The 17,188-nt window shown below is 66.7% G+C and carries 14 protein-coding genes; 10 read left to right on the top strand and 4 right to left on the bottom strand.

Annotated elements, in window-relative coordinates:
- Positions 1-51 precede the first annotated feature (51 nt).
- From AC5Y49_RS13980 to AC5Y49_RS13970, 3 genes are all read left to right on the top strand, one after another.
- On the top strand, positions 52-1,872 hold the full coding sequence (locus AC5Y49_RS13980) for a phosphoenolpyruvate carboxykinase (GTP) (protein WP_499887866.1): 1,821 nt from the start codon (positions 52-54) through the stop codon (positions 1,870-1,872).
- A gap of 143 nt (positions 1,873-2,015) precedes the next feature.
- Positions 2,016-3,533 carry a fatty-acid--CoA ligase FadD4 gene (gene fadD4, locus AC5Y49_RS13975; RefSeq protein WP_499887865.1) on the top strand — a complete coding sequence of 506 codons (1,518 nt, stop codon included), beginning with the start codon at positions 2,016-2,018 and terminating at the stop codon, positions 3,531-3,533.
- Positions 3,534-3,544: 11 nt separating this feature from the next.
- Positions 3,545-4,420, top strand: a complete 876-nt coding sequence (locus tag AC5Y49_RS13970) for an enoyl-CoA hydratase/isomerase family protein (RefSeq protein ID WP_499888029.1) — start codon at positions 3,545-3,547, stop codon at positions 4,418-4,420.
- Positions 4,421-4,503: 83 nt separating this feature from the next.
- Here AC5Y49_RS13970 and AC5Y49_RS13965 read toward each other — a convergent pair whose 3' ends face one another.
- The gene (locus AC5Y49_RS13965) at positions 4,504-5,658 is read right to left on the bottom strand and encodes an acyl-CoA dehydrogenase family protein (protein ID WP_499887864.1); all 1,155 of its coding nucleotides are present in this window, start codon (positions 5,656-5,658) and stop codon (positions 4,504-4,506) included.
- A 29-nt stretch (positions 5,659-5,687) separates the two neighbouring features.
- On the opposite strand from AC5Y49_RS13965, the gene AC5Y49_RS13960 reads away from it, so the two are divergent.
- Genes AC5Y49_RS13960 through AC5Y49_RS13950 form a run of 3 tightly spaced genes read left to right on the top strand, consistent with a single transcriptional unit; the run spans position 5,688 to position 9,208 of the window.
- Complete coding sequence (locus AC5Y49_RS13960; protein WP_499888028.1) at positions 5,688-6,671, top strand: MaoC family dehydratase; 984 nt, start codon at positions 5,688-5,690, stop codon at positions 6,669-6,671.
- 51 nt (positions 6,672-6,722) lie between these two features.
- Positions 6,723-7,910 carry a CoA transferase gene (locus tag AC5Y49_RS13955; RefSeq protein ID WP_499887862.1) on the top strand — a complete coding sequence of 396 codons (1,188 nt, stop codon included), beginning with the start codon at positions 6,723-6,725 and terminating at the stop codon, positions 7,908-7,910.
- On the top strand, positions 7,904-9,208 hold the full coding sequence (locus AC5Y49_RS13950) for an amidohydrolase family protein (protein WP_499887860.1): 1,305 nt from the start codon (positions 7,904-7,906) through the stop codon (positions 9,206-9,208). The genes AC5Y49_RS13955 and AC5Y49_RS13950 overlap by 7 nt, the downstream gene beginning before the upstream one ends.
- A 77-nt stretch (positions 9,209-9,285) precedes the next feature.
- Here the strand turns inward: AC5Y49_RS13950 and AC5Y49_RS13945 are convergent, their stop codons facing one another.
- On the bottom strand, positions 9,286-10,170 hold the full coding sequence (locus AC5Y49_RS13945; RefSeq protein WP_499887859.1) for an alpha/beta hydrolase: 885 nt from the start codon (positions 10,168-10,170) through the stop codon (positions 9,286-9,288).
- A gap of 120 nt (positions 10,171-10,290) precedes the next feature.
- Between AC5Y49_RS13945 and AC5Y49_RS13940 the strand changes: the two genes are divergently transcribed.
- Both AC5Y49_RS13940 and AC5Y49_RS13935 read left to right on the top strand, forming a co-directional pair.
- A complete protein-coding gene (locus AC5Y49_RS13940) occupies positions 10,291-11,475 on the top strand; it encodes an alpha/beta hydrolase fold domain-containing protein (protein ID WP_499888026.1) in 1,185 nt (394 codons plus the stop codon).
- A 43-nt stretch (positions 11,476-11,518) separates the two neighbouring features.
- On the top strand, positions 11,519-12,937 hold the full coding sequence (locus AC5Y49_RS13935; RefSeq protein WP_499887857.1) for a WS/DGAT/MGAT family O-acyltransferase: 1,419 nt from the start codon (positions 11,519-11,521) through the stop codon (positions 12,935-12,937).
- Positions 12,938-13,027: 90 nt separating this feature from the next.
- Here the strand turns inward: AC5Y49_RS13935 and fadD12 are convergent, their stop codons facing one another.
- Positions 13,028-14,617: an acyl-CoA ligase FadD12 gene (fadD12, locus tag AC5Y49_RS13930; RefSeq protein WP_499887855.1), complete on the bottom strand. Its 1,590-nt coding sequence runs from the start codon at positions 14,615-14,617 to the stop codon at positions 13,028-13,030.
- A 5-nt stretch (positions 14,618-14,622) separates the two neighbouring features.
- Positions 14,623-15,429 (bottom strand): 1-acyl-sn-glycerol-3-phosphate acyltransferase, encoded by an 807-nt coding sequence (locus tag AC5Y49_RS13925; protein ID WP_499887853.1) that lies wholly within the window; start codon positions 15,427-15,429, stop codon positions 14,623-14,625.
- Positions 15,430-15,527: 98 nt separating this feature from the next.
- On the opposite strand from AC5Y49_RS13925, the gene AC5Y49_RS13920 reads away from it, so the two are divergent.
- Together AC5Y49_RS13920 and AC5Y49_RS13915 are read left to right on the top strand one after the other, a co-directional pair.
- A complete protein-coding gene (locus AC5Y49_RS13920; protein ID WP_499887851.1) occupies positions 15,528-16,343 on the top strand; it encodes a crotonase/enoyl-CoA hydratase family protein in 816 nt (271 codons plus the stop codon).
- Positions 16,344-16,363: 20 nt separating this feature from the next.
- On the top strand, positions 16,364-17,185 hold the full coding sequence (locus AC5Y49_RS13915; protein ID WP_499887849.1) for an arylamine N-acetyltransferase family protein: 822 nt from the start codon (positions 16,364-16,366) through the stop codon (positions 17,183-17,185).
- Positions 17,186-17,188: the final 3 nt, after the last annotated feature.

Genomic DNA, 17,188 nt, shown 5'->3' with positions numbered 1-17,188 from the left:
TACCGCAAACCAGCTGCGCAACATCAACGCAGAAGAGTGCAGGAGATTTCGATGACCTCAGCGACCATTCCCGGTCTGGATACCGCGCCGACAAACCACCAGGGTCTGCTGTCCTGGGTGGCCGAGGTCGCCGAGCTCACCGAGCCCGAGCGGGTGGTGTTCGCCGACGGCTCCGACGAGGAGTGGCTGCGGCTGGCCGAGCAACTGGTCGAGGCGGGCACCTTCAAGCGGCTCAACCCGGAGAAGCGGCCCAACTCCTACCTGGCGCTGTCCGATCCGGCCGATGTGGCGCGCGTCGAATCCCGGACCTTCATCTGCACCGAGCAGGAAAGCGGTGCGGGGCCGACCAACAACTGGATGGACCCGGCCGAGATGCGCTCGATCATGACCGACCTCTACCGCGGTTGTATGCGCGGTCGCACCATGTGGGTGGTGCCGTTCTGCATGGGCCCGCTCGGCGCCGACGACCCCAAGCTCGGGGTGGAGATCACCGACTCCGAGTACGTCGTCGTCTCGATGAAGGTGATGACCCGCATGGGCACCGCCGCGCTGGAAAAACTCGGCGACGACGGGTTTTTCGTCAAGGCGCTGCACTCGGTCGGAGCGCCGCTGGAGCCGGGGCAAAAAGATGTGCCGTGGCCGTGCAATGACACCAAATACATCACCCACTTCCCGGAGACCCGCGAAATTTGGAGCTACGGCTCCGGGTATGGCGGCAATGCGCTGCTGGGCAAGAAGTGCTACTCGCTGCGGATTGCCTCGGCGATGGCCCACGACGAGGGCTGGCTGGCCGAGCACATGCTGATCCTCAAGCTGATCTCGCCGGAGAACAAGGCGTACTACTTCGCCGCCGCGTTCCCGTCGGCGTGCGGTAAGACCAACCTGGCGATGCTGCAGCCCACGATTCCCGGCTGGCGCGCCGAAACGCTCGGGGACGACATCGCCTGGATGCGGTTCGGCAAGGACGGCCGGCTGTATGCGGTCAATCCGGAGTACGGCTTCTTCGGGGTTGCCCCCGGCACCAACTGGAAGTCCAATCCCAACGCGATGCGCACGCTCGAGGCGGGCAACACCGTGTACACCAACGTCGCGCTCACCGACGACGGTGACGTGTGGTGGGAGGGCCTGGAGGGCGAGCCGGATCACCTGATCGACTGGAAGGGCCAGGACTGGATCATCCGCGAGACGGAAACCAAAGCCGCCCACCCGAACTCGCGGTACTGCACCCCGATGTCGCAGTGCCCGATCCTGGCGCCGGAATGGGACGACCCGCAGGGCGTGCCGATCTCGGGCATCTTGTTCGGGGCACGCCGCAAGACCACGGTGCCGCTGGTCACCCAGGCGCGGGACTGGCAGCACGGGGTGTTCATGGGTGCGACCATGGGCAGCGAGCAGACCGCGGCCGCCGAGGGCAAGGTGGGCACCGTGCGCCGCGACCCGATGGCGATGCTGCCGTTTTGCGGCTACCACGTCGGCGACTACTTCCAGCACTGGATCGACATCGGCAAGAACTCCGACGAGTCCAAGATGCCGAAGGTGTTCTTCGTGAACTGGTTCCGCCGCGGCGATGACGGCAAGTTCCTGTGGCCGGGCTTCGGCGAGAACAGCCGGGTGCTGAAGTGGATCGTGGACCGCATCGAGCACAAGGCCGGCGGTCAGGACACCCCGATCGGCATCGTGCCCAGTGCTGAGGATCTGGACCTCGACGGTCTCGACGTCGACGCCGCCGATGTGGACCGGGCGTTGGCGGTCGACGCGGATGAATGGCGCGAAGAACTACCGATGATCGAAGAGTGGTTCGAGTTCGTCGGCGAAAAGTTGCCGACCGGCGTCAAAGACGAGTTCGAGGCGCTCAAGCAGCGGCTGGGCTAGTCACCTTCCTGCGCGAGCGTGCGCGTCCCCGGGCGACACGCCGAGCGTGTCGCCGGGTTTGCGCACGCTCGCGGGGTTTGTGGCGCATCGCCGTCAACCGACCACTTGACACCCGTCAAGTTTGACGGCGGTACAGTCTGCGCATGCAGATCCGCGAGCATGTCGGCGCCCATAAACCCGCTGTCATCCTGCATCCGTCCGGCACGGTCATCACGTTCGACGAGCTGGAGGCCCGCGCCAATCGACTGGCGCACTACTTCCGTCGGGCCGGTCTGGCCGAAGGCGACGTCGTCGCGATCCTCATGGAGAACAACGAGCACCTCCACGCGATCATGTGGGCGGCTCGGCGCAGCGGCCTGTACTACGTGCCGATCAACACCCACCTGACTGCGCCGGAGGCCGCGTACATCATCGACAACAGCGCCGCCAAGGCGATCATCGGCTCGGCCGCGCTGCGCAAGACGTGTGAGAACCTGGCCGAGCACTTACCGGACGGTCTGCCCGACCTGCTGCTGATCGCCGACGATGATCTCGAGGGTTGGCAGCGCTACCCGGAATGCGTTGCCGATCAACCGGATACACCGATCGCCGATGAGATCGAAGGTGATCTGCTGCAGTACTCGTCGGGCACCACGGGTCGGCCCAAGGGCATCAAACGCGTACTGCCGCACGTCCCGCCGTCGGAGGCCCCCGGCATGATGTCGATGCTGGTGTCGGTCTGGATGACGCCCGAATCCGTCTACCTGAGTCCAGCGCCGCTATATCACACCGCCCCGTCAGTGTGGTCGATGAGCGCGCAAGCCGCCGGCATCACCACAGTGGTGCTGGAGAAATTCGATCCCGAAGGCTGCCTCGATGCCATCCAGCGCCACCGGGTCACCCACGCTCAGTTCGTACCCGCGCACTTCACTCGCATGATGAAACTGCCTGTGGCTGTGCGGAGTTCGTACGACATGTCGTCACTGCAGCGCGTGATGCACGCGGCGGCGCCCTGTCCAGTGGAGATCAAGCAGCAGATGATCGACTGGTGGGGGCCGATCATCGACGAGTACTACGCCTCCTCCGAGGCGCACGGTTCGACACTGATCAGCGCCGACGAATGGCTGGCTCGCCCCGGGTCGGTCGGCAAGCCGATGATGTGTGTGGTGCACATCCTCGACGAGAATGGCAACGAGTTGCCGCCGAATCAGCCCGGAGAAATCTACTTCGAGGGCGGCAACTCCTTCGAGTACCTCAACGACCCGGACAAGACGGCCAAGTCACGCGACAAGCACGGTTGGGCGACCGTCGGTGACGTCGGTTACCTCGACGACGACGGCTACCTATACCTGACCGACCGACGTCACCACATGATCATCTCCGGCGGCGTCAACATCTACCCGCAGGAAGCCGAGAACCTGCTCGTCACCCATCCGAAAGTCCTTGACGCAGCGGTCTTCGGCATTCCCGACGACGAGATGGGTCAAAGCGTCAAGGCGGTGGTGCAGACCGTCGACCCAGCCGATGCCACCGACCAGTTCGGCGACGAGCTGCTGGCCTGGCTCCGAGATCGCCTGTCGCACTACAAGTGCCCGCGCTCGCTGTCGTTCGAGGCGCAGCTGCCGCGCACCGAAACCGGCAAAATGTTCAAAGGCGACCTGGTCAAGAAGTATTCGGTGTGACGCTCGTCGAGTTGCCAGCCGGCATCGTCATCGGTACCAACAGCGAAAGCCCTAGTGACGAAGCGGCTTTCACGCTGGCAGAGGAGTCCTGCGGCGACCGGCGAGTGATCACCGTGCCGTCAATCGAAGCTGCAGTCAACGAACTCGCGGCGCGGCTGGAACGCTGGCCGCTGGCCGCCGCGGTATGCGACGACGTACTGCGAACCGTCGACGCGGACGGTCCGACGTTGGCCGGTGTAGTCACCGAGTCGCTGGCCTATTCCACGTTGCAGTCCGGTCCGGAGTTCACCCGCTGGCTTGCCGAACGGGGGCCTGCCCGGATGCCTGACCTTGCCGACCCGGTCCGGGCCGGTCGCGACGGCAATGCGTTGCGCATCGCCTTCAACCGGCCGTCGCGCCACAACGCGTTTTCCACCGACGCCCGCGCCGCGCTGCTCGAGGCGCTCGACGTCGCCCGCTACGACACGTCGGTCGACGAGGTAGTGCTCACCGGAAATGGGCCGTCGTTTTGCAGCGGCGGTGACCTCGCGGAATTCGGCACCTTCGCTGATCCGGCCAGCGCACATCTGGCCCGCACCCGCCACAGTCCCGCCCTAGTGCTCGATGCGCTGACCAGCCGGCTCGGTCGGCGCTGCCGCGCCGAGGTGCACGGTCAGGTACTGGGCAGTGGATTGGAGATGGCGGCATTCTGCGGTCGGGTTGAAGCGCAACCGGATTCGGTATTCGGGCTGCCCGAGCTGGCCCTCGGCCTGATTCCCGGCGCGGGCGGCACCGTCAGCATCACGCGCCGGATCGGACGTTGGCGCACAGCGTATTTGGTGCTGTCCGGGCAGACAATCGATGCTGTGACAGCACTGGCATGGGGGCTGGTGGACGCCGTCGGCTAGCCCGGCGAAAAGCAGCCCGAGTGGCCAGTTGACGCACGTAATCTGCGAAAAACCGTGTCATAACTGGCCGCTCGGCGCGAAAATTAGATCCCGCCGCGGGCAACCAACTGTCCGGCAATGACATTGCGCTGGATTTCGTTGGTGCCCTCGCCGACAATCATCAGCGGCGCGTCGCGAAAGTACCGCTCGACGTCGTATTCGGTGGAGTAGCCGTAACCGCCATGAATGCGGACAGCGTTCAAGGCGATTTCCATCGCCACCTCCGAGGCGAACAGCTTGGCCATTCCGGCCTCCATGTCACAGCGCTCGCCGCTGTCGTAGCGCTCGGCGGCGTAGCGCGTGAGCTGTCGCGCGGCGGTGAGCTTGGTAGCCATGTCGGCCAGATAGTTGCCGACGGCCTGATGTCTCCAGATCGGCTTGCCGAAGCTTTCCCGCTGCCGGGCATAAGCCAGCGCATCATCGAGCGCAGCGGACGCCACCCCCAGTGCTCGTGATGCCACTTGAATGCGGCCGGTTTCAAGGCCTTTCATCATCTGCGCAAAGCCCTGCCCCGGCGCGCTGCCGAGTACGGCTGCCGCCGGCACGCGGTAGCCGTCAAACGACAGCTCGCAGCTTTCGACACCTTTGTAGCCAAGTTTGGGCAAATCCCGCGAAATCGTCAGGCCCGGCCCCGGTTCGACAAGGACCACCGAGATACCTGCGTGGCGCGGTGTCGCTTGTGGATCGGTCTTACACAGCAACGCGATGAGACCCGAACGGCGGGCGTTGCTGATCCAGGTCTTGGACCCGTTGATCACCAGCTCGTCCCCGTCGCGCAGGGCGGCCGTCGACATGTTCTGCAGATCCGAGCCGCCACCCGGCTCAGTGAGCGCCATCGTGGCCCGAAGCTCGCCGGTCGCCATCGCCGGCAGATAGCGGCGCTTCTGTTCCTCGGTGCCGAATTGGGTGAGCAGCTTGGCGACGACGGTGTGCCCACCCATCGCGCCGGCCAGGCTCATCCAGCCGCGCGCCAGCTCCTGGGTGACCAGCACGTAGCACGGCATCGACACCGGGGACCCGCCGTACTCCTCGGGGATGGCCAGACCGTAGATGCCGATGCGCTTCATCTGCTCGATCCACGCTTCGGGATACTCATTGGCATGCTCGACTTCGCGCACCGTCGGCTTGACCTCTTTGTCGACGAATTCCCGCACCGTGTCGACCAGCATCGCCTCTTCGTCGTTGAGCCCGCTGTTCATACGGCCATGCTGACATGGCTGGAAACCCGATGACCGGCGGCCCGTACTTCGACGACCTGCACGCCGGCCAGGTGTTTCCCGCCGCCCCCGCGATGACGCTGACCCCCGGAGCGGCCGCCGTCCATCAGAGCATCCTGGGCGATCGGCTGCGGTTGCCGCTGGATGCCGAATTGTCGCTGGCCGTCACCGGGTCGACGACACCGCTGGCCCACCCCGGTCTGGTCTGCGACGTCGCCATCGGGCAGTCGACATTGGTGACCCAGCACGTCAAGGCCAATTTGTTCTATCGCGGGCTGGTGTTCTACCGCTTTCCGGCCATCGGCGACAGCTTGTTCACCCGCACCGAGGTCGTGGGTCTGAAGAAGAACTCGGCCAAACCCGGACGGGCGCCCACCGGGCTGGTGGCCTTGCGGATGACCACCATCGACCAGGCCGACCGCTTGGTCCTCGACTTTTATCGCTGCGCCATGCTGCCGTTGAGTCCGGAGGCCGAACCGAACGCCGCGGAGCACACCGACGACCTGTCCACAATTGGCGCCGATCTGGCGCCGCCGCCGCCCGCCACCGACGAATGGAACGGCGATGTGTTCCGCCGGCGCATCCCGGGCCCGCATTTCGAACCCGCCATGGCCGGGACGACGCTGCGCAGCAGCGGCGACGTCGTCAGCAGCGCGCCCGAACTGGCCCGGCTGACCCTGAATATTGCTGCGGTACACCATGATTCGCGTGTCGGCGGGCGCCGTCTGGTATACGGCGGGCACACGATTGGGCTGGCTTTGGCGCAGGCCACCCGGTTGCTGCCGAACCTGGTCACCGTGTTGAGCTGGCAGTCCTGTGACCACAGCGGTCCGGTGTACGAGGGCGACACCCTGTACAGCGAGCTGCATGTGGAATCCGCCGAAGCTACCGATCATGGTGGCATGCTGGGACTGCGGTCGGTGGTCTACGCCGCGGGCGAAGCGGATGCCGACCGCCAGGTGCTGGATTGGCGGTTTACCGCGCTGCAGTTCTGACCCGCAGGGGCACCTTTGCGTCAGCTGGTGGCGGAAAAGGACAATGGGGAAGTGGATTCGGCCTCGACGGACTGGGCCGGCAGCGGGCTGGCCCAGCTGACCGGTCAGCCTGACGGTCGAGCTGACTTCTCCCGTTCGGCGGTGCTGGCCGAGGCCCGTCGGGTAACCGCGGACATCGCTGAACTCACTGCTGTCGAGGTTGACGCCGCCGCCGTATTGGCCGGCCGCGCGGCGCTGCTCGGGCTGACCCGGCGGGGCCGCATCTCGGCGGGCGGTGCGACTCGGCTGCTGTGCGCCGCCGACGGCTGGTGTGCGATCGCACTGCCTCGCGCCGACGACATCGAGGCGTTGCCCGCGCTGCTGGAAACTGACGCGGTTCCCGCCGACCCGTGGCCGGCGTTAACAGATTGGGCCGCAGTACGTTCCGCGCAGGCTATTGTCGCGCGCGCCCAGCTGCTGGATATCGCCGCAGCGGCACTGAGCGAGTCCGCGCCGACGGGACCGGCGGTGCAGCCGATCGGTAGCGGCACCGCGCCACGCGCGCCGGACGGATTGCTGGTCGCCGACCTGTCGTCGCTGTGGGCGGGACCGCTGTGCGCCCAGTTGCTCGCTCGCGCCGGCGCCGTCGTTATCAAAGTGGAAACGTTGGCCCGCCCCGATGGCACCCGCCGTGGAGAACCGGCGTTCTTCGATTGGATGAACTTCGGAAAACTGTGCTATGGCCTCGATTTCGATAATGACGTGCCGGCGCTGCGTGATCTGCTGTCAGCGGCCGACGTCGTGATCGAGGGTTCACGCCCGGCTGCGCTACGACGGCGCCGGCTCAGCGTCGACGACATACCCGCCCGGCCCGGCCGGGTCTGGCTACGCATCGGTGGTTATGCCGGACAGCCGGACCGGCCGGCGTTCGGCGACGACGCCGCGGTCGCCGGTGGGCTCGTCGGCGTGGGCACCGACGGGCCGGTGTTTTGCGGCGACGCCATCGCCGACCCGCTCAGCGGCCTAGAGGCGGCGCGGGCGGTGGCGCAGTCACTGCGCCGGGGCGGCGGGGAACTGATCGAGGTGTCGATGGCCGGCGTGGCCGCGCGGTATGCCGCACTGCCGCAAGCACCCTCGGCCTGCGAGGCGCCCGTCGCTCCTCCGCGGCCACCGCCACCGGTGCCGTCGGCATCGCCGTTGGGCGCAGACAACGCCGCCGTGCAGCGCATCCTCAGAGAAAAGAGCGGTGCGCCATGCTAATTCGAGGAGCTACCCGGCTGGACGGCGCCATGCTCGACATCCGGGTCGGCGCTGCGATCAACGAGGTGGATGAACAACTCACACCGCTGCCCGGCGAAGACGTCTTCGACGCACGCGGCGGAACCGTGCTACCCGGCCTACACGATCACCACGTCCACCTGCACTCCGCCGCTGCAGCCGAGACATCGGTGCACGTTGGGCCGCCGCGAGTGCGGGACCGCCAAGCCCTCGCCGACGCGCTGGCCACCGCCGAAGTCGGTGACGACGGTTGGATCCGTGCCGTGGGCTACCACGACTCGGTTGCCGGACCGCTGGACCGGACGACGCTCGATGCTCTGGCGCCGAGCGTGCCGCTGCGGATACAGCACCGCAGCGGCCTGCTGTGGATCCTCAACTCGGCAGGTCTGGCCCGCATCGGGCTGTCCGAGCATCCCGACGGTCGGGTGCGCAGCGCCGACCCGGTCTGGTCGAACGCGCTGAGCCGGCGGCAGACCGATCTCGCTGACCTCAGCCGTCGGTTGAGCCGCTACGGCGTTACCGGAATCACTGACGCCACACCGGATCTCGAGATCGCGGATGTCGTGCAACTGAAAGAGTTGCATCGCCGGGGCATCCTGGGTCAACGTGTGCATTGCCTGTCACCGGGCAAACGCATCCTGCGCGACGACAACCTCGACCTCGACGAGCTGGCCCGCTGGATTGCCGAACGGCACCGCACCGGCGCCCCGGTCGCCGTTCACTGCGTGACGGCCGCCCAATTGATCGTGACGATCGCGGCGCTGCGTCAGGCCGGCGCGCATCCACGTGACCGCATCGAACACGCCGCGGTGGTGCCGTCCGATGCCCTCGACGATCTCGCTGAGCTCGGCGCGACGGTGGTGACCCAACCCAACTTCGTCGCCGAGCGCGGCGACCAGTACCTCGCCGAGGTGCCCGCCGACGAGCATCACCAACTGTGGCGGGTGGCGTCGCTGCTGCTAGCCGGTGTCCCCGTCGCGCTGTCGACAGACATGCCCTTCGGCGATGGTGACCCGTGGGCGGCCATGCGTGCCGCGGTACACCGCACCACCGAAAGCGGCGCTGTGCTCAACGCCGGCGAATGCATCCCGGAGCGACGGGCGGTGATGATGTTTTTGGGCTGGCCCGAACATCCCACCCGCGTGCGCACCGTCGAACCGGGACAGCCGGGCGACTTGTGCCTGCTGACTGCCCCACCCGAAGCCGCGCTGGCCGAGCTGGACGCCGATCTCGTCGCCGCCACCATCATCGGTGGCGAGATCGTCTACTCGCGTTCCTGAGCCGCGAGCGTGCGCAAAAACGGTTCTCGGCCCGGCGTGTCGGCCGGGGACACGCACGCTCGCGCCAAGGGCCTGCCTCAAAAGAGGGATGCTCGCATGACGTCGCGCTGACTGGCGAAAAAGGCCTTAGACACTTGTGCGTTCGGAGCTATCAGGTCGAAGCCGTGGAACGCCCCGGCGATTTCCTCGACCTCGCATGGCACCCCGGCGGCGCGGAGGCGCTCCGCGTAGGCCAGATCCTCGTCGTAGAACAGGTCGTGCGTGCCGACGCCGATCCAGGCCGGAGCCAGCCCGCTCAGGTCGTCGCGGCGTGCCGGAACGGCGACCTGCGGGTCGGCGCCGCCGAGATAGGCGGCCCAGCCGAACCGATTGCTGTCGGGACTCCACAGCCGATAGTTGCAGTTCTTCGGGCTGTTGACGCTGCGATCATCGAGCATCGGATAGGCCAGCACCTGCATGCTGGGCGTGACGTCGCCGCGGTCCCGCGCCAGCAGTGCCAGCGCCGCCGCCAACCCGCCGCCGGCGCTGGCGCCGCCGATCGCCACCCGCGCCGGATCTACCGTCGGCAGCCGGGCCAGCCAGGTCAACGCCGAATAGCAGTCCTCCAGCGGCACCGGGTAGGGATGTTCGGGTGCCAACCGGTAGTCCACCGAAGCGACCGTGATCCCCAGCTCATCGCTGAACCGCCGGCACAGCCGGTCGTCTTGCCGCGCGGTGCCCATCACGTAGCCGCCGCCGTGAATCCACAGCAGCGCGGGCGCCTGCTGGGTGAGCCCGACCGGTCGGTACAGCCGCACACCCGCACCCGACTCGAGGGTGAGTGCTTCGACGCCGTCGACGCGGCCTCGCCGGATCAGTCCCGACAACGCACGGACCAGGCGCAACGTCTGAGGTGTGACCAGTGTTCGCGGCGCAACGCGGGCGATTCTGCGGAGGTCAGGGTGGAAATCGGTGCTCGGCATCGAACCAGTATGACGACGACACCAAGACGACGGCTCGGCGGTGATCACCGTTTGGACTGACCCCTTGCGAGGTACGCTCCCGGGATGGTGCGCCCTGCGACCCGATATCCCGGTCCGACGATGGCTAGCCGCGCGAGATGGTTGCTGCGTGCCCGCCCTGCCGACTACATGCTGGCCCTGAGCGTCGCAACGACGTCGTTACCCGTGGTGGGCAGGCATCTGGAGCCGCTGGGCGGTGTGACTGCGATGGGCGTCTGGGGCTGCCGGGTGCTGCCGGAATTCCTCTCCACGACCGCCAAGGCGTGGCTTACTCCGGGCGTGGTGGAAATCCGCAAACGTGACCGCGACCAAACGCAGGCGGTCTCCACCGCCGCGCTGCGCGGCATCGTGTCCGCGAAAGACCTGGACATCGAATGGCCCCAACCCGAACGAACTCCGCCGGTGTGGCAAGCGCTACGGCACCGACGTCACCTCTACCGCGCCGGTGTCCGGTACGGGGAACACCCGGCCCAACTGCTCGACGTGTGGCGTCGTAAAGACTTGCCGGCCCGACCCGCGCCGGTGCTGATCTTTGTGCCCGGCGGGGCTTGGGTGCACGGGAGCCGCACCCTGCAGGGCTACGCGCTGATGTCGCACCTGGCCGAATTGGGCTGGGTATGCCTGTCGATCGACTATCGGGTCGCGCCGCACCACCGCTGGCCGAGCCACATCACCGATGTCAAATCCGCGATCGCATGGGCACGCGCCAATGTCGACAAATTCGGCGGCGACCGCAATTTCGTTGCGGTAGCGGGTTCTTCGGCCGGTGGCCATCTGTCTGCGTTGGCCGGGCTGACCGGCAACGACCCTGAGCTGCAGGCTGAATTGGCGCCGGGCTCCGACACCGCGGTCGACGCGGTGGTCGGGGTTTATGGCCGCTACGACTGGGAGGACCGCTCGACCGCCGAGCGGGTCCGGTTCGTCGATTTTCTGGAGCGGGTGGTGGTCAACCGGCGCATCGACCGTCATCCCGACGTGTTCCGCAAGGCCTCGCCGATCGCCCGGGTGCATCCGGATGCCCCGCCGTTCCTGGTGATTCACGGCAGCAACGACACGGTGATCCCGGTGGCGCAGGCGCGCAGCTTCGTCGAGCGGCTTCGAGCGGTGTCCCGCTCGGTGGTCAGCTACGTGGAGCTGCCCGGCGCCGGCCATGGCTTCGACCTGACCGACGGCGCCCGCACCGGCGCGATGGCCACCACCATCGGACTGTTCCTCAACCAAGTCCACCGCAACCATGCGCTGATCGGAGCCAAAGAGGTCATCTGAACACCGGCCGACTGTAAGGTCGCCTGCACAGGGAGGTGGGGCGGTGAAGAGGCTCAGCGGCTGGGACGCGGTGCTGCTGTACAGCGAGACGCCGAATGTGCACATGCACACCCTCAAGGTCGCGGTGATCGAACTGGACGCCGAGCGTCGGGACTTCGATATCGACACGTTCCGCCGGGTCATCCACAGCCGGCTCTACAAGCTGGAACCGTTCTGCTACCAGCTCGTCGACATTCCGATGAAATTCCACCACCCGATGTGGCGGGAAAGCTGCGAAGTAGACCTGACCTACCACATCCGTCCGTGGCGGCTGCCCGCGCCGGGTGGTCGCCGTGAGCTCGACGAGGCGATCGGCGAGATCGCCAGCACGCCGCTGGACCGCAGCCGCCCGTTGTGGGAGATGTATTTCGTCGAGGGCCTGGCCGACGACCGCATCGCGGTGGTCGGCAAGATTCACCACGCGCTCGCCGATGGGGTCGCCGCGGCGAACCTGCTGGCGCGCGGCATGGATTTGGCGTCCGGTCCGCAGACCGGACGCAGCCGGTTTACGCCCGACCCTGCGCCGTCGGCGGGCGAGCTGGTGCGATCGGCGTTCGGTGATCACCTGCGTCACCTCGGGCGGATCCCGGCGACCGTCCGCTACACCGCCGAGGGGGTCAGTCGGGTGCGCCGCAGTTCACGCAAACTGTCACCAGAGTTGACCCGGCCGTTTACCCCGCCGCCGAGCTTCATGAACCACATGCTCACGCCGCAGCGCACATTCGCCACCGCCACCCTGGCATTGTCCGACATCAAGGAGACTGGCAAGGCGCTCGGCGTCACGATCAACGACCTGGTGCTGGCCCTGTCCAGCGGTGCGTTGCGCAAACTGTCGCTGCACTATGACGGCAAGGCCGACCATCCGCTATTGGCCTCGGTGCCGATGAGTTTCGATTTCTCACCGGACCGGATCTCGGGAAACCGTTTCAGCGGTGTACTGGTGGCGCTACCCGTCGACGTCGACGATCCGCTGGAGCGGGTACGGCTCTCGCACGATTTCGCGGTGTCCGCCAAGGAAAGCCACCAACTCATCGGTCCGGAACTGATCAGCCGGTGGGCGGCGTACTTTCCGCCGGCCCCCGCAGAGTCGCTCTTCCGATGGCTGGCCGGCCGCGACGGACAGAACAAGGTGCTCAACCTCAACATCTCCAACGTTCCCGGACCGCGCGAGCGTGGCCGCGTCGGCGGCGCGCTGGTCACCGAGATCTATTCGGTGGGCCCGTTGACCGCCGGCAGCGGACTGAACATCACCGTGTGGAGCTACGTCGACCAGCTCAACATTTCGGTGCTGGCCGACGGCACGACCGTCGAGGACCCGCACGAGGTGACCGATGCCATGATCGAGGAGCTCATCGAAATACGGCGGGCCGCAGGGCTTTCCGAGAAGCTCACCGTGGTCGAGATCGCGATGGCGCAAGCCTGAGCTCTTTGCGCCGAGCGTGAAACTGTTGCGAGTTTTCCGTGATTTTTTCGCAATGGCTTCACGTTCGGCGCGTAGGCCACCGTCAGTCAACTAATCGAGCCGAGCCAGCAGATCGCGCCGGGCGATCTTGCCGGTACTGCTGCGCGGCAACTCCGAAAGCACGACGATCTCGCGCGGCACTTTGTAATTGGCCAGATTGTCGCGGACATGCTGCTTGAGGGCCTCAGGGGTTGCCGACCCCGCAAGCACGACGAACGCCGCCAAGCGCTGGCCGTACTGCTCGTCGTCGACTCCGAGCACCGCGGCCTCAGCGACGTCGGGATGGGTCATCAGCGTCTTCTCCACCTCGATGGGGTAGACGTTCTCGCCGCCGGAGACGATCATCTCGTCGTCGCGCCCGACCACGTAGAGTCGGCCGGCCTCGTCGAGCCGGCCGACATCGCCGGATGCCATGAAGCCCTCGTGAAAGTCCTTGGTCGTACCGGAGGTATAGCCGTCGAAGCGGTTGGTGTTACGCACGAAAATCTGGCCGACCTCGCCGGTGGGCACCTCGCGGAATTCGCTGTCGAGGATGCGGATCTCGGTTCCGACGGCGGGCTTGCCGGCGGTGTCGGGGGCGGCCCGTAGGTCCTCGGGGGTGGCGGTGGCGATCATGCCCGCCTCGGTGGCGTTGTAGTTGTTGTAGATCACGTCGCCGAATTCGTCCATGAATCGGGTGACCACGTCGGGGCGCATCCGTGAGCCCGACGCGGTGGCGAATCGCAGCGAGCGTCCGCTGTACTTCCGCCGCACGTCGTCGGGCAAGTCCATGATCCGGTCGAACATCACCGGCACCACGGACAAGCCGGCGGCCTGGTGACGGTCGATGAGTTCGAGAGTGGCTTCGGGGTCGAATTTGCGCCGCGTCACCACCGTGCAGCCCAGTGAGGCGGCGAACACCAACTGGGAAAAGCCCCAGGCGTGAAACATCGGCGCGACCACCACGATCGTCTCCTCGGTGTGCCACGGCACCCGATCCAGGATCGCCTTCAGTTCGTTGGCACCGCCGCCGGAATGCTTGGCGCCCTTGGGGTTTCCGGTGGTCCCGGAGGTCAGCAGAATCAGCTTGCCCTTGCGTCCCGGCTTGGTGGGGCGGCGGCCGGCGTGGGTGGCGATGAGCTTCTCAACGGTGAGGTCGTGTGGTTGCTCGGTCCAGGCGACGATGCGGACGGTGTTGGGTCGGTCGAGCAGTGCGCGGTCCACCGAATCGGTGAACTCCTCGTCGTAGATCACCGCGTCCACGCCCTCGCGGTCGACCACCTCGGCCAGCGCCGGCCCGGCGAACGAGGTGTTGAGCAGCAACACGTCGGCGCCGATCCGGTTGGCCGCCACCAACGTCTCGACAAAGCCGCGGTGGTTGCGGCACATGATCCCGACTACCGCCGGCGGCCCGGCGGGCAGCGCCTGCAAGGCCGCCGCCAACGCGTCGCCGCGCCGGTCGAGCTCGCGGTAGGTCAGCGTCCCCAACTCGTCGATCAAGGCGGCGCGGTTGGGACAGCGCTGCGCCGACATCGCGAATCCGCTTGTGACGGTGAGGCCTTCGCGGGCGACAGCTGCGGTGATTCGCAGGTACTTGTCAGGTCGCAGGGGTGCGATGATTCCTGCGCGGACCATGCTGGCCAACAGGCCGAACGGTGCCACCGGTACTAGCCGATGATCGGGAGGCGGCGCGCTTTGGCCAACTTGTCGAGCGCCTTTTGCATGACATGGCGGACGTGGGCGTCGACCTCGTCGACGTCGGGCTCCTCACCGAACTGGGCGGTTATGTGGATCGGCTCGAGCACCTGCATGACGATCTTGGTCGGCAGCGGCAGGTTGGGTGGCACCACTGCGGAAAGCCCGAACGGAAAGCCGACCGAGATCGGCAGGATCTTCACTCGCATCAGCTTGTCCAACCGCAGCGCCTTGGCCAGCCACGTGCCACGCGACAGGTAAAGCTGGCTTTCCTGTCCGCCGACGGCCACCGCGGGAACGATCGGCACCCCGGCGTTGATCGCCGCGCGCACATACCCGGTGCGCCCGTCGAAATCGATGGTGTTCTCCGACAGGGTGGGCCGGTAGACGTCGTAGTCACCGCCGGGGAACACCACCACCACGCCACCGGACCGCAGCGCCTCGTCGGCGTTCTCGTGGTTGGCGCGGATGAAGCCGGCCCGGATGAAGAAGTCGGCGGTGGGACCGGTGTGTAAGACGTCGTGGCTCAGCGTGTAGACCGGCCGGTCATAGCCGAACTTTTCGTAGAACCCGGTGGCGAAAACCGGAACATCCATCGGGAACAGCCCACCCGAGTGGTTGGACACCACCAGGGCGCCGCCCGACGGGAAGGTCTCCAGCCCGCGGACCTCCGCGCGGTGGTAGCCCTTGATCAGTGGACGGAGCCATCCGATCACGCGTTCGGTGAGGCCGGGATCCCACTTCGATATTTCGGTTGGTTCGATATCGGTGGCGGTCAACGGTCCCCCTGGGATTTTGTGCCGATTTGGCTGTGATGCTAGCCCAGCGCCTTCCGGCCGAAGCCACTCGGACAAGGTCGTTACGATCTCCTCGACAGATGTCACTGACATTCGAAGGAGCACACAGCGTCGTGAGCGAAGATGCCGGCAACACCGAACCCGAAGTTCTGGTCGAACAGCGCGACCGGATCCTGATCATCACGATCAACCGGCCCAAGGCCAAGAACGCGGTGAACGCCGCGGTCAGCAAGGGCCTGGCCGATGCGATGGACCGGCTCGACAGCGACGCGGGCTTGTCGGTGGCAATTCTGACCGGTGCCGGCGGATCCTTTTGCGCGGGCATGGATCTCAAGGCATTCGCGCGGGGCGAGAACGTCGTCGTCGAAGGTCGCGGGATGGGCTTCACCGAACGCCCACCGACCAAGCCGCTGATCGCCGCCGTCGAGGGCTACGCGTTGGCCGGCGGCACCGAACTGGCGCTGGCCACCGACCTGATCGTGGCGTCCAAGGAGTCGGCCTTCGGTATCCCCGAAGTCAAACGCGGGTTGGTTGCCGGCGGTGGGGGGTTGCTGCGGCTGCCGCACCGCATCCCCTACGCCATCGCGATGGAACTCGCTCTGACCGGCGACAACCTGTCCGCCGAGCGAGCGCACGCGCTGGGGCTGGTCAATGTGCTGGCGGAACCCGGGACGGCGCTGGACGCGGCCATCGCGCTGGCCGAGAAGATCACCGCCAACGGTCCGCTGGCGGTGGCCGCCACCAAGCGGATCATCGTCGAATCCCGCGGTTGGAGCCCGGAGGCCATGTTCGGCGAGCAGCTGAAGATTCTGATGCCGGTCTTTGCCTCCAACGACGCCAAGGAAGGCGCGATCGCGTTCGCCGAGAAGCGACCCCCGCGCTGGACGGGCAGCTGAGTCGCAGCGGGTCACCGCTAATGGATCTCCCGGCGTATTTCGCCCGCATCGGCTACACCGGATCGACAGCGCCGACGCTGGAGACGTTGGCCGGTGTGGTGGCCGCCCATACCCGCCACATTCCGTTCGAGAACCTCGACCCGCTGCTGGGTGTGCCGGTGGCGGACCTGAGCCCAGCTGCGCTGACCGACAAGCTGGTGGATCGCCACCGGGGCGGCTACTGCTACGAGCACAACAACCTGATGCGATACGTGCTCGCCGATCTAGGGTTCGAGAGCGACCGGCTGGCCGGCCGGGTGGTGTGGATGAATCCGGCCGGGCTGGATGGGCCACCGCACGCCGAGACACATCAAGCGCTCGCGGTACGCATTCCCGGCGTCGACGAACCGTATCTGGTCGACGTCGGGTTCGGTGGGCAGACGCTGTCGTCGCCGATTCGGCTCACCGTCGGGCCGGTCCAGCAGACCCGTCACGAGCCGTACCGGTTGCGCACCCACGGTCGCGACTACGTCTTGGAGGCGCTGGTCCGGGGTGAATGGCAGCCGCTGTACACCTTCGGCGCAGATCCGCGTCCGCTGATCGATATGGAAGTCGGAAGTTGGTACGTGTCGACGCATCCGGCGTCGACCTTCGTCGTCGGGCTCAGCGCTGCGCTGGTCACCGACGAGGCGCGATGGAACCTGCGCGGCCGCAACCTCGCCATCCACTCCGACGGGGGCACCGAGCGGATTCGGTTCGACGACGCCGGACAGGTGCTCGACGCGCTGGCCAATCGGTTCGGCATCGACGTGTCGGGTCTCGGCGATGTGGAGGCTCGGGTCGCCGAGGTTCTCGACAACTAGTTG

The organism is Mycobacterium sp. NGS62, assembly GCF_059812285.1.
This window is presented reverse-complemented; position numbering and strand designations above follow the sequence as displayed.